Genomic DNA, 12,206 nt, shown 5'->3' on the forward strand with positions numbered 1-12,206 from the left:
TCACTAGCGTCATCACCATGACGATCAACGACCGGCGCCCACGCGCATCCTTTCGCCTCCTCCTCGCCCTGCCCATCGCCGCCCTCGCCTTCTCGCTCGCCGCCTGCGGAGGGCCGAGCCGGCCGTCCGCCGACGACGTCGCCGACGGATTCCAGGAGGTGTTCGAAGGCACCGCGCAAGAGGAGGTCATGACCGACGAGGTCTCGCTCTGCTTCGCCGAGGCGCTGGTCGACTCCGACCTCAGCAACGAGACGCTGACCTACATCGCGAACGGCGAGGACAAGCAGAAGAACCAGGAGGAGAAGGATCTGACGACGCAGATCATCCAGGAGAAGCAGGCGGACTGCATCCCCCAGTGAACCCGCCCCGGAGCCCGCGAACACAGAAGGATGACGGATGCCGCGGCATCCGTCATCCTTCGTCATATCGGCCCGGGGAATGAAATCAGGCTCTTAGCGTTGGGCGTTATGGCGCGCACCCGGCGCGCCGCGATTTCTGGAGTCCCCCACCACATGAGCACCACCGCACGCGCCCAGAAGGCGCCTGACACCCGCGGTCCGGTCCGGAAGCTGCTGACCTCGTTCGGCTTCCAGATCCTCGCCGCCCTCGTCCTCGGCATCGCCGGCGGCCTCCTCGCCCGCCAGCTCGGCGCGACGGCCGACAACCCCAACGGCCTGTCGGCGACCCTCGACACGATCGGCAGCTCGTACGTCACGCTGCTGCGCGCCGCCGTCGTCCCGCTGATCTTCACGGCCATCGTCGCCAGCATCTCGAACCTGCGCCGCGTGCAGAACGCCGCCCGTCTCGCGGGCCAGACGCTGCTCTGGTTCGCGATCACGGCCTTCATCGCGGTGTCCATCGGCATCGCCCTCGGCCTGATCATCCAGCCGGGGTCCAAGGCAGGCGACGGCCTCGAGCCGGGCGACCCCTACACGGTCGGCACCTGGTGGAACTTCCTCCTCGGGCTCATCCCGCAGAACTTCCTCGGTCTCGGCGTCAGCAGCTCCTTCGACGCCGACGCCGGTGCGGTCTCGTCGAGCGTCAGCTTCAACATCCTGCAGGTCATCGTCGTGGCGGCCGCGGTCGGCATCGCCGCGCTCAAGGCCGGCAAGAAGGCCGAGCCGTTCCTCGCGTTCACCGAGTCGCTGCTCAAGGTCATCCAGCGCGTGCTGTGGTGGATCATCCGCATCGCCCCGCTCGGAACCTTCGGCCTGATCGGCGCCGCCGTCGTCGAGTACGGCTGGGAGAAGCTCGCCTCGCTCGCCTGGTTCGCCGCCGCGATCTACATCGGTCTCGCGCTCGTGATCTTCGTCGTCTATCCGATCCTGGTGAAGACGCACGGGCTGTCGATCAAGCAGTACTTCTCCGGCGTGTGGCCGGCCGTGCAGCTGGCGTTCGTCAGCCGCTCGTCGATCGGCACGCTGCCGCTCACCGAGCGCGTCACCGAGCGCAACCTGGGCGTGCCCCGCTCGTACGCCTCGTTCGCCGTCCCCTTCGGCGCGACGACCAAGATGGACGGCTGCGCCGCGATCTACCCGGCCATCGCCGCGATCTTCGTGGCGCAGTTCTTCGGCATCGAGCTGAACTTCGTGCAGTACCTGCTCATCGTGATCGTGTCGGTCGTGGGCTCCGCGGCCACCGCGGGCACCACGGGCGCGACCGTCATGCTCACCCTCACCCTGTCGACGCTGGGTCTGCCGCTCGAGGGCGTCGGCCTGCTGCTCGCCATCGACCCGATCCTCGACATGGGCCGCACCGCCGTCAACGTCGCAGGACAGGCGCTGATCCCGACGATCGTCGCCAAGCGCGAGGGCATCCTCGACGAGGGGCTCTACAACGCCCCGCGCGAGGGACTGCCCTTCGCCGACGACTCCGACGCCGACGACGCCGACGAGGCGACCGGAACGGATGCCGCGAGCGCCAAGGAGCCGGTCGGCTCGCGCTGACCGCGACGCCGCCGAGAGCGCCCCGTCCCCGTCCGGGGCGCTCTCGCGTTCGTCGAGCGAGCGGAGCGAGACGAAACGCCTACGCGCGCCCGCGCTGGCGCGTCGCCCCGCGGGTGTCGAGCGCGAGCTCCTCGGCATCCATCGCCGTGAGCAGCTCCCGCATGACCTCCTCGTCGAGGTTCCCCGCATCGCGCTCGGCGAGCAGGATGTCGCGCCGCACCTGCAACCACCCGCGCGAGAGCGCGACCAGGTCGTCGTACGACGGCCTGGTCGCGGCATCCTCCACCTCCTGCGCCTCGTCGGTGTCTCGCTCGACCCGCGTCATCCGCTTCGTGAAGGCGTCGAAGACCGGCATGTCGACGCGGCCGTACTTCTCCTCCCACTCGACCCGCTTCTCGGCCAGATAGGCCTTGCCCGCCGCGCGACTCTTCTCCTTCACGGCCTCGAGGGCCTTCTCGTCTTCGGCCTCGTCGACGTCGCTCGCGATCCCCAGCCCGCGGATCAGCATCGGCAGCGTCAGCCCCTGGATCAGCAGCGTGGCGACGGTCACGATGAAGGCGACGACGACGATGGCGTGCGACGCCTGATCGTCGAGAGACGCCAGATCGGATGCCGCGAGCGCGATCGCCAGCGTGACCACGCCCCGCATGCCCGCCCAGGAGATGACCGCGTTGTCCTTCCAGGTGAGCTGCAGCCCCGCCATCCGCTCGCGCACCACCTGCGTGCGCAGTTCGGCGGCGCTGTGCTGCCGCCACCGCGGTGACTGCGCACGCCGTCGGTCGAACTCGCCCGATGCGATGCCCCGGTCCATGCGCGCGAGTCGTCGACGGTCTTGGAAGTTCGACCAGGCGCTGACGGGATAGATGTACAGCGGTCGCACGACGAGCACGACCAGCAGCACCGCTCCGGAGAGCAGGAGCAACGGGCCCACGGACTCGCTGCCCAGGTCGCGGAGCACGCGGGGGAACTGCAGGCCGATGTAGGCGAACACGAAGCTCTCCAGCAGCAGGTCGGCCGACAGCCACAGCGGCGCCTCCTGCTGCCGGGTCGTGTAGTCGGTGCGCGGGGCGTTGAAGCCCACGTAGAGTCCCATCGCGACGACGGCGAGCACCCCCGAGCCCAGCAGGTGCTCGGCGATCGCGTAGGCGCCGAACGGTGCGAGCAGTCCGAACGTGCCGATGACGACGGGATCGCCGATGCGCATGCGCAGCTGGTGCAGCACGAGACCGAAGACCAAGCCGACGACGACGCCGACCCCGACGGCGAGAAGGAACTGGCCGATGCCGTTCCAGACGTTCAGCGTCGCTCCGGCGACGATCGCCGCGAAGACCCGGTACAGCGTGAGCGACGTCGCATCGTTGATGAGGCTCTCCCCCGACAGGACCGTCATGATGCGGCGCGGAAGGCCGAGCTTGCGGCCGATGGCGGCGGCCGAGACCGCATCGGGCGGGGCGACGATCGCGCCGAGGAGCAGCGCGCCGGGGAGCGTGAGCGAGGGGAACACCCACCAGGCCACGAATCCGACGGCGAGGGCGGTGATCAGGACGAGCGTGACGCCCAGTCGCCGGATCTGCGGAAGACTGCGCCGGAAGCCCACGAACGACACGTCGAGGGCGGCCGAGTAGAGCAGGGGCGGCAGGACGAGGTTGAGCAGCAGGTGCCCGTCGATGTCGACGTCGGGCACGAAGGGCAGGAAGGATGCCGCGAGCGCCGCGACCGTGACGAGGAGGGGTGCGGGCCACCCGCGCCAGCGGGCGACGGCCGCGACCGTGACGGCACCGACGAGGACGTAGAAGATCTCGGCATCCATGGGGGAAGGCTAGCGCGGGCTCTCGACGGTGCCGTCGCCCGTCGACGTGTCGCCGCGGAGCTCCTCCCGGAGACCGGCGTTCTCGTCCTGCAGGTCGAGGACGCGCACGATGCCGGCGATGTTGAGGCCGTCGTCGCGCAGGCGGGCCGCTCGGCGCAGGCGCTCGATGTCGTCGTCGCTGTAGCGTCGCGTGCCGCCGTCGCTGCGCGCCGGGCGGAGCAGGCCCTTGCTCTCGAACAGGCGCAGCGTCGCCTCGGGGAGGTCGACGAGATGGGCGGCCACCGCGATGCCGTAGAGCGGGGTGCGCGAGGTGCGATCGGTCATGGGACGAAGATCCTTCGAACGGGTTGCGAGATTGCCTGGATGTGTTCTATAACAAATCTATACCCGCAGATGCAGATAACCTGCATTGCCATCAGCCCTCTGGGCAGCACGAAAGGAGAACCTCATGGCACTGACCTTCGACCCCTTCAGCCAGCTCGATCGCTTCGCCGCGAGTGTGCTGGACTCCGTTCGCGCTCCCCGGCTCATGCCGGTGGACCTCTACCGCGACGGCGACCGCTACATCCTGCACGCCGATCTCCCGGGCGCCGACCCGGGCTCGATCGACATCGACCTCGACGGCGGCCAGCTGACGATCCGTGCGCAGCGCACGGCCGACTCCCGCGAGGGGGTGCGGTGGCTCGCACGCGAGCGCGGCGCGGGCTCGTTCCTGCGTCAGTTCTCGCTCGGCGAGGGCATCGACCTCGACGGCATCAGCGCCTCGTACGACAGCGGGGTGCTGTCGGTCATCATCCCGGTGAGCGAACGCGCCAAGCCGCGCAAGATCACGGTGGAGTCGGGCGAGCAGCGCCAGGCCATCCCCGCCTGACCGCGCTGACGGCCTGACGGCCCGCATCCACCCGTGAGAGGTCACGACACGCCGCATCGCGGCCCGCGTGCACGGCGTGTCGTGACCCCTCACACCCCCGTCTCGAATCCACTCCCCCACGGAAAGGACGTCTCATGCCTCTCTCCACCTCCCTCGACCGCTTCCTCGCCGGCATGGAGTACCCGGCGACCCGCGACGACCTGCTGCGCGAAGCCCTGCGCGACGGTCTCGGCATCGACGACCGCGCGATGCTGGCCGACCTGCCCGATCAGAGCTTCAGCGCCGCGTGGCACATCCGCGCCCGCCTCGCACGCCGCGCCCTCGAAGAGGCCCTCGCCCCGGCATCCGTCGTCGCGGCCTGACCGACCCGCGCCCCGCGTCCGGCCCCGCCGGCCGGGGAATGCGGCGCCGACTCGAGAGGTTGCATCGGGGGATGCCTGATATCGCGCTCTCCGTCCTCGATCTCGTTCCCGTCCGCACCGGCCAGACCAGCGCCGAAGCGGTCGCCGCGTCGCTCGCGCTCGCCGAGGCCGCCGACCGGTGGGGCTACCGCCGCTACTGGTTCGCCGAGCACCACAACATGCCGGCGGTCGCGTCGACCACGCCCCCGGTGCTCATCGCGGCGGCCGCGACGCGAACGACCCGCATGCGGCTCGGTTCCGGCGGCGTCATGCTCCCCAACCACGCCCCGCTGATCGTCGCCGAGCAGTTCGCCGCGCTCGAGGCCATCGCTCCCGGACGCATCGACCTGGGCCTCGGCCGCGCCCCCGGCAGCGACCCCGTCATCACGCAGCTGCTCCGCGGCTCAGGCACGACGAGCGACGTCGAACAGTTCCCGCGCCATGTGCAGGACATCGCGGCTCTCGTCTCGGGCGAGGGCGCGACCGTGCGCTTCACGTCGGGCGGCGAGTACACCGTGCGGGCGACGCCGGCCGCCACGGGAGCCCCCGAGGTCTGGCTGCTGGGCTCGAGCGACTATTCGGCGCAGCTCGCCGCCTCGCACGGTCTGCCCTACGTCTTCGCCAACCACTTCTCGGGCCAGGGTCTCGAGCGCGCTCTCGACCTCTACCGCTCCGGCTACCGACCGAGCGAGGAGCACCCCGAGCCCCGCACGTTCTTGACCGTGAACGCCGTCGCCGCCCCGACGGCGGAGGAGGCCGAGGCCCGTGCCCTGCCGCAGTTGCGGATGATGGCGCGGCTGCGCCTCAACAAGCCCCTCATCGCCCTCGAGACCGTGGAGGAGGCCGTGGCCGCCGAGACGGATGCCGCGACCGACCAGGTCGTCGAAGCGGCGCGCTCGCGCTGGTTCGTCGGCACGGGCGAGTCGGTGGCCGCCGAGGTGCGCGCGTTCGCGACGCGCCACGGCGTCGACGAGGTCATGCTGTCGCCCGTCGCCGGGTCGTACGCATCGGAGCCCGGCGATTCCGCCGCGGGCCGCGCCCAGACGCTCGAGCTCACCGCCGCCGCGCTCTGACGCGGTACGCGACGTCGTGTCAAGCCCTGGTGCTCGACGCGTCACGGGCGTAGCGTCGCCAGCAGAGTCACCGGCAGCAGCACCCGCCGTGTCAGGCAGTGGAAGGAGTTCGACGATGAGCACCACCAAGACCCTCGCCCTCTGGGTCGCCTACGGACCGAACGGGGTCGTGGGCAGCATCCGACATGACGACGACGGCTACCTCGTCACGATGGCCGGATCGGATGCTGCGACCGGCACCTATCCAACCCTCGCCTCGGCCAAGGGCGCGCTGCACTCGCACATGACGCCCGGCAGCGCCTGGCCGCGGTTCCAAGAGCACTAGCCCCGGCTCTTCGCTGGCCAGCATCCACGATCGCCAGCCGGGTCTCCGTCTCCTTCGGCGATTCGACGCCGACCCGGACCCACTCGATCGCCCTCCGGACGACCGCGCTCCCGGGGAATCGACCCCAATCGGCACGTCTCGCGGCGAGGTCGTCGGGGGTGAAGACCGGGCGTGCGACGTCACGAACACCCGGATAGTTCGCGCTCGGGGTCACGATCGCGTCGAGCAGGATCACCAGCTGTGCGACCGTCATGTCGCGCGCACAACTGAAGACGGCGGCGATCGGATCGGCCGGTCCATCACCGGCCGGCACATCTGTCGGGGTCGTTCCATCCGTCGGTCGAAAACACACCTGCAGGTCGAAAACCCGCTGAATCGACCTGCATCCGTGATCTCGACCTGCAAGTGCATCCGTCGCCCCTCGCCGACGCCCACCCACCCATCCGACCTGGTCCGTCGGGACGGCCGGTCCGCCGGCCGGTCACCCGCCGGTCGGCCGGTCCGTCGACTGGTCCATCTGTCGGTCGAACACACACTTGCAGGTCGAAACCCGACCGAATCGACCTGCATCCGTGATCTCGACCTGCAAGTGAACCCGTCGCCCCTCATCGGTCGGTTCATCCGCCGGTCGGCCCATCCGTCGGCCGGTCCGCCGACCGTTCCATCCGTCGGTCGAAAACACACCTGCAGGTCGAAACCCGCCGAATCGACCTGCAGATGTGATCTCGACCTGCAGGTTGCCCGCCTACGTCCATCGCACGAAACCGGATGCTGACCCCCGGACGCCGAGCCCCCGGACGCCGAGCCCCCGGACGCCGCCGGACCCCCCGGACGCCGCCCCCCGGGACGCCGCCACCCGGGGCGCCGGCCCGGGATGCCGCACTCTTCCGCCGGATCGACGACGGGCGCACCCCGCACGCGCCAGGTGCGAGCACGAGACGCTCGGAGGCGTCTTCCCGCGACGCCCTTCGTCCGCGGAGGACTGTGCTCCTGCGGAACCGCGATCTCGAGCGCTTCCGTCGACCGCCGCGTGACCGGATGAGGCAGAGCCCAGAGACGCACGGCGGTCGCTCCGACGAATCGCTGAGGCCCGCGCATCCGCGGCAGATAGCAGTCGACCGTGGCGCGGAACGTGACCGGGGCGCTCGCGGCTCGCACCCCGTGGAACGGTCGGGCGAGGTCACCGGCATCCGCTCGTCCTCTGCTCACGCCGAGCGACGCCGCCTGCCGAACACTGAACTGCGGGCCCAGGCGCGCAGGGAGCTCGCTTCGATGACGCATGGTCGGATGCCCGCAGCCGCCCTCAGGGTGGATCAGAAATGCCGCCGAATCGGCCCTGCGAGGAGAATTTCTGATCCAGCACGACCAGCCGGGCGGGTCAGGACTCGGGTTCGCCCGAGAGGATGCCGCGCAGCCAGTCGCGCGCCTCGACGAAGATCTCGTCGGAGTAGCGGTCGGGATACTGCACGATCTGCCGATCGGCGCGCGGGTACGACCCCAGGAACACCACGCGCGGACTGAAGCGGCGGATGCCCAGCAGGGCGTCGGCCATGCGCTCGTGCTCGATGTGCCCGTCGGCGTCGATGACGAACCGGTAGCGACCCAGCGCATCGCCGATGGGACGCGACTCGATGAGCGACAGGTTGATGCCGCGCGTGGAGAACTGCTCGAGCATCTCGAGCAGCGACCCCGGGTGGTCGTGCGGGAGCTCCACGATGAGCGAGGTCTTGTCGGCGCCCGTCGGAGCGGGCGGCGTGGTGGTGCGGGTCACCAGCACGAACCGGGTGACCGCCTGCGCGTTGTCGCCGATGCCCTCGGCGAGCACCTCGACGTCGTAGTGCTTCACGATGCCCGGCGCCGCGATCGCCGCCTGGGCGGGGAGTGAGCCGTCGAGCACGCCGATCGCGGATGCGACGTTGCTCGCCGCCGGCACGTGCGAGTGCGACGGCACATGGGCGCCGAGCCAGCCGTGGCACTGGGCGTAGGCCACGGGATGCGCGGCGATGACCTCGACCTGATCGAGCGAGGTGCCGGGAGGGGCGACCAGCACGAAGTCGACCCGGACGAGGTATTCGCCGATGATCCGGAGGCCGGGCAGCGTCGCCAGGGCGTCTTGCGTGGTGGACACGCCGCCCTCGATCGAGTTCTCGATGGCGATCATGGCCGCGTCGCTGCGGCCCTCGAGCACATCGGCCAGCGCCTCTCCGACGTTGTGCACGGGCCGCCAGGTCTGCCCGCGAGCCTCGGCGACCTGGTCGAGCGCCGCTTCTGTGAAGGTTCCGGCGGGTCCGAGATAGCTGTAGGTGCGGCGTTCGGTCACGGCGTTCAGCCTATCCCCCGGCGTCGGGCAGCCTCGTCGGATGTCAAGCCGGATGCGAGCGGCACGGACAAGGGGCAGACTGAGAGGATGACGAGCCGTGCCGGCCTCCCCGCGGAGGACACTGACCTGATCGACATCGACGAGCTGATCGCCGCCTACTACGACCGCGTGCCGAACCCGGAGGTCGCCGCCGAGCGCGTCGTCTTCGGCACGAGCGGGCACCGCGGCTCGTCGCTGTCGAACAGCTTCAACGAGACGCACATCCTCGCCACGACACAGGCGATCGTCGACTACCGCGCCTCGCAGGGCATCACCGGGCCGCTCTTCCTCGGCCGCGACACGCACGCCCTGTCGCTGCCGGCCGAGCGCAGTGCGATCGAGGTGCTGCTCGCCAACGGCGTCGACGTACGTGTCGACTCGCGCGACTCGTGGGTGCCGACGCCGGCGCTCAGCCACGCGATCCTCACCTACAACCGCATCCTCGGAGACGCCGAAGGCAACGCCGGTCGCGCCGACGGCATCGTCGTCACGCCATCGCACAACCCGCCGCGCGACGGCGGCTTCAAGTACAACCCGCCGCACGGCGGACCGGCCGACACGGATGCCACGGGCTGGATCGCCGACCGCGCCAACGAGCTGATCGCGAACGGACTCGCAGAAGTGAAGCGCCAGCGCTTCGCCGACGTCGACTGGGATGCGATCACCGGGTACGACTTCCGCGACGCGTACGTGCGCGACCTCCCCACGATCATCGACATCGACGCCATCCGCCGCGCGGGCGTGCGCATCGGCGCGGATCCTCTCGGCGGAGCATCCGTCGAGTACTGGGCGCTCATCGCCGAGATGCACGATCTCGACCTGACCGTCGTGAATCCGGAGGTCGACCCGACCTGGCGCTTCATGACCCTCGACTGGGACGAGAAGATCCGGATGGATCCGTCCTCGCCTTCCGCGATGGCCTCGCTCGTCGCGAAGAAGGGCGACTACGACGTGCTCACGGGCAACGACGCCGATGCCGACCGGCACGGCATCGTCACCCCGGATGCCGGGCTCATGAACCCGAACCACTACCTCGCGGTCGCGATCGACTACCTCTTCTCGCACCGGAGCGAGTGGCCGCGGGATGCTGCGATCGGCAAGACCCTGGTGTCGTCGATGATCATCGACCGCGTGGCCGAGTCGCTGGGTCGCCGTCTCCTGGAGGTGCCGGTCGGGTTCAAGTGGTTCGTCCCTGGCCTGCTCGACGGCTCGGTGGCGTTCGGCGGCGAGGAGTCGGCGGGGGCGTCGTTCCTCCGCCAGGACGGCTCCGTCTGGTCGACCGACAAGGACGGCATCCTGCTGTGCCTGCTCGCCGCCGAGATCATCGCGGTCACGGGCAAGACGCCGTCGGAGCGCTACGCCGAGCTCGAGGAGGCGTTCGGATCGTCGGCCTACCAGCGGGTCGATGCGCCGGCGACGCCCGAGCAGAAGGCGACGCTCGGCAAGCTCTCACCGGATGCCGTCACGGCGACGACCCTCGCCGGCGAGGACATCACGGCGAAGCTCTCGCACGCACCGGGCAACGGCGCGGCCATCGGCGGCCTCAAGGTGCAGACCGAGCACGCCTGGTTCGCCGCCCGCCCCTCGGGCACGGAAGACGTCTACAAGCTGTACGCCGAGAGCCTGCGCGGCCCCGAGCACCTCGCCGAGGTTCAGGCCGAGGCCCGGGCTGTCGTGTCGGAGGCGCTGGGCGGCTGAGAACGCCTTCCAGTCCCGCCGCATACAACGGCTCTGTGTTCGGCACAGCGCCTCATGATCGCCGCCGCTGTTCTCTGGCACCCTCGTTCAATTCTTGAGAGCGCCGCTTCGGCGTCCGCTGCATCCGACCGGACCTCGAACGTATTCCGGTATGCCGGCGAACTCGGCGCAGACTGAGACGGGCAGAAGGGGCGGGACATGGACTCATGTCCCGATCTGCCCTCTCATGACGCCGAAAGTCGACGCCTGAAACGATCGGAGGCAGGCATGCGCAAGCGCATTCGCAACATGATGGCCCGAGTCGCTCTCGGGTCCGTGATGGCCGTGGGAGGGGTCGTGCTGGTACCACCCGCATACGCCGCAGAGGACGACGACGCGGCCCACCTCAGCGCGGCGCTAGCAGCGGTGCCGGACGAATACGCTGTGAACGCCGCCAACGCCGACTCGCTTGGCGCGGAGGTTGCAGAAGGTGCGCCCTTGCCTGTGCTGACGCCAACGAGTGACGGGACTGGGGTGGCTATTACCGAGGTTTCTGCGGGCCTTCCTCAATCGGTCCTCTCGCTGGGCGAGAACCGTGATGCAGTGACCCGGGACGACGGAACATCGACGGTCGCGCAACAGAAGCTCGATGGCTCCGTCCAGATCATCACGACCATCGAATCCTCAGCCGCGCCGACGGAGTACTCCTTCAATCTGACCTTGCCAGAGGATGCCTCCTTGCGCATGAACGAAGACGGTTCAATTGTCGCGTATAGCGAGACAGGCGCGTTCGTGGCCGGCGTACATAAGCCGTGGGCAGTGGACGCGGACGGGGACGCAGTACCGACTCATTTCACGATAGATGGCAACCGGCTGACGCAGTTTGTGGCGCATGACGATACAGACGCCTACCCGATCGTCACTGACCCCTGGCTCGGGGCAAATTTGTACGGCAGTGTAAGAGCGGCCAACACCTCTCAAGGGTATGTCTTGACGACCACTCCCACCCAGTGGGGTGCTGCCCACTCGGGCGTGGCAAATATCAGCATGTGGTGGGCGCATGCTGACGAGGTGAAGAATAAGGTTCCGAGAGGCTACGCGTGGTCATTGAGCCTGCAGGAGCAGCTGTACTGCCACATCGCGGGATGGCCAGTCAGCGCGAATCCAAGCTATGACCTGGAGTCGTGGAAGCCGTATACCTTCTGGGAAGCGCAGATCCCCTCGAAGTGCCTCGGCGGCTACTCGCCTGGTTCATGATGGACTTGATCGATGCGTAGGTACGTGGGAGTCGTTGCTCTGGGAGTGGGAGCAGTTGTGGTCGCTGCATGCTCGGGGTGTTCCACTGACGCCCTCGTGTGGGGCTCCGAAGGCGCCGCGGTCAGGTCTGTGGCTGAGCAAGTCATCGACGACATGCAATCGTCGGGCAGTTCCTCGAAGTTGTGCGCTGACGCAGCCCTCGAGGTGGGATCATCCGAGGTGTGGGAGACGATGGCTCCCGGCGAGCCTGAGAAGTACACGGGCGAGGAGTCGAAAGACTACACTGATGCCTCCCCGACCTGGTTCATCAACCTCTCCCCGACCGACGACGCAACCAGTGGAAGTGAGGTGCCGAACTTCCTGTTCCTCCGCGGCTCGGGTGAAGACCTCTGCGTCGTGGCAATCGAGTGGGGTGAACTCAGCACGTCGCCTTGAGCGCCCTACGCGACACTATTGACGTCTGAGGCATGCGAAGACCTCCGGGCCG

The 12,206-nt window shown here is 69.0% G+C and carries 12 protein-coding genes; 9 read left to right on the forward strand and 3 right to left on the reverse strand.

Features of this window, described 5'->3' with window-relative positions:
• Positions 1-17 precede the first annotated feature (17 nt).
• Positions 18-359 (forward strand): hypothetical protein, encoded by a 342-nt coding sequence (locus AB3M90_RS08460; protein ID WP_412951424.1) that lies wholly within the window; start codon positions 18-20, stop codon positions 357-359.
• Positions 360-512: 153 nt separating this feature from the next.
• On the forward strand, positions 513-1,946 hold the full coding sequence (locus AB3M90_RS08465) for a dicarboxylate/amino acid:cation symporter (protein ID WP_412951425.1): 1,434 nt from the start codon (positions 513-515) through the stop codon (positions 1,944-1,946).
• 79 nt (positions 1,947-2,025) lie between these two features.
• Here the strand turns inward: AB3M90_RS08465 and AB3M90_RS08470 are convergent, their stop codons facing one another.
• Positions 2,026-3,756 (reverse strand): cation:proton antiporter, encoded by a 1,731-nt coding sequence (locus tag AB3M90_RS08470; RefSeq protein ID WP_412951426.1) that lies wholly within the window; start codon positions 3,754-3,756, stop codon positions 2,026-2,028.
• A 9-nt stretch (positions 3,757-3,765) separates the two neighbouring features.
• Positions 3,766-4,080 carry a MerR family transcriptional regulator gene (locus AB3M90_RS08475; RefSeq protein ID WP_412951427.1) on the reverse strand — a complete coding sequence of 105 codons (315 nt, stop codon included), beginning with the start codon at positions 4,078-4,080 and terminating at the stop codon, positions 3,766-3,768.
• A 124-nt stretch (positions 4,081-4,204) separates the two neighbouring features.
• Between AB3M90_RS08475 and AB3M90_RS08480 the strand changes: the two genes are divergently transcribed.
• The 4 genes from AB3M90_RS08480 (at position 4,205) to AB3M90_RS08495 (ending at position 6,426) form a co-directional block, all read left to right on the forward strand.
• Complete coding sequence (locus AB3M90_RS08480; protein ID WP_412951428.1) at positions 4,205-4,627, forward strand: Hsp20/alpha crystallin family protein; 423 nt, start codon at positions 4,205-4,207, stop codon at positions 4,625-4,627.
• Positions 4,628-4,761: 134 nt separating this feature from the next.
• A complete protein-coding gene (locus AB3M90_RS08485; RefSeq protein WP_412951430.1) occupies positions 4,762-4,989 on the forward strand; it encodes a DUF2795 domain-containing protein in 228 nt (75 codons plus the stop codon).
• Positions 4,990-5,060: 71 nt separating this feature from the next.
• On the forward strand, positions 5,061-6,101 hold the full coding sequence (locus AB3M90_RS08490; RefSeq protein ID WP_412951432.1) for an MsnO8 family LLM class oxidoreductase: 1,041 nt from the start codon (positions 5,061-5,063) through the stop codon (positions 6,099-6,101).
• Between the two features lie 115 nt (positions 6,102-6,216).
• Complete coding sequence (locus AB3M90_RS08495) at positions 6,217-6,426, forward strand: methyltransferase (protein ID WP_412951433.1); 210 nt, start codon at positions 6,217-6,219, stop codon at positions 6,424-6,426.
• 1,378 nt (positions 6,427-7,804) lie between these two features.
• Here AB3M90_RS08495 and pheA read toward each other — a convergent pair.
• Complete coding sequence (gene pheA, locus AB3M90_RS08500) at positions 7,805-8,755, reverse strand: prephenate dehydratase (RefSeq protein ID WP_412952677.1); 951 nt, start codon at positions 8,753-8,755, stop codon at positions 7,805-7,807.
• Positions 8,756-8,833: 78 nt separating this feature from the next.
• Here pheA and pgm point away from each other — a divergent pair, with 78 nt between their 5' ends.
• The 3 genes from pgm (at position 8,834) to AB3M90_RS08515 (ending at position 12,154) form a co-directional block, all read left to right on the forward strand.
• Positions 8,834-10,483, forward strand: a complete 1,650-nt coding sequence (gene pgm, locus AB3M90_RS08505) for a phosphoglucomutase (alpha-D-glucose-1,6-bisphosphate-dependent) (protein ID WP_412951434.1) — start codon at positions 8,834-8,836, stop codon at positions 10,481-10,483.
• Positions 10,484-10,750: 267 nt separating this feature from the next.
• Positions 10,751-11,719, forward strand: a complete 969-nt coding sequence (locus AB3M90_RS08510) for a DUF2599 domain-containing protein (RefSeq protein ID WP_412951435.1) — start codon at positions 10,751-10,753, stop codon at positions 11,717-11,719.
• Positions 11,720-11,731: 12 nt separating this feature from the next.
• On the forward strand, positions 11,732-12,154 hold the full coding sequence (locus tag AB3M90_RS08515) for a hypothetical protein (RefSeq protein ID WP_412951436.1): 423 nt from the start codon (positions 11,732-11,734) through the stop codon (positions 12,152-12,154).
• Positions 12,155-12,206: the final 52 nt, after the last annotated feature.

Source organism: Microbacterium martis (genome assembly GCF_047246685.1).
GTDB lineage: Bacteria > Actinomycetota > Actinomycetes > Actinomycetales > Microbacteriaceae > Microbacterium.

Bases quoted from the DNA above. Each gene is read 5' to 3' on its own strand.
- AB3M90_RS08460 (WP_412951424.1), top strand. From the start codon at position 18: ATGACGATCAACGACCGGCGCCCACGCGCATCCTTTCGCCTCCTCCTC.
- AB3M90_RS08465 (WP_412951425.1), top strand. From the start codon at position 513: ATGAGCACCACCGCACGCGCCCAGAAGGCGCCTGACACCCGCGGTCCG.
- AB3M90_RS08470 (WP_412951426.1), bottom strand. From the start codon at position 3,756: ATGGATGCCGAGATCTTCTACGTCCTCGTCGGTGCCGTCACGGTCGCG.
- AB3M90_RS08475 (WP_412951427.1), bottom strand. From the start codon at position 4,080: ATGACCGATCGCACCTCGCGCACCCCGCTCTACGGCATCGCGGTGGCC.
- AB3M90_RS08480 (WP_412951428.1), top strand. From the start codon at position 4,205: ATGGCACTGACCTTCGACCCCTTCAGCCAGCTCGATCGCTTCGCCGCG.
- AB3M90_RS08485 (WP_412951430.1), top strand. From the start codon at position 4,762: ATGCCTCTCTCCACCTCCCTCGACCGCTTCCTCGCCGGCATGGAGTAC.
- AB3M90_RS08490 (WP_412951432.1), top strand. From the start codon at position 5,061: ATGCCTGATATCGCGCTCTCCGTCCTCGATCTCGTTCCCGTCCGCACC.
- AB3M90_RS08495 (WP_412951433.1), top strand. From the start codon at position 6,217: ATGAGCACCACCAAGACCCTCGCCCTCTGGGTCGCCTACGGACCGAAC.
- pgm (WP_412951434.1), top strand. From the start codon at position 8,834: ATGACGAGCCGTGCCGGCCTCCCCGCGGAGGACACTGACCTGATCGAC.
- AB3M90_RS08510 (WP_412951435.1), top strand. From the start codon at position 10,751: ATGCGCAAGCGCATTCGCAACATGATGGCCCGAGTCGCTCTCGGGTCC.
- AB3M90_RS08515 (WP_412951436.1), top strand. From the start codon at position 11,732: ATGCGTAGGTACGTGGGAGTCGTTGCTCTGGGAGTGGGAGCAGTTGTG.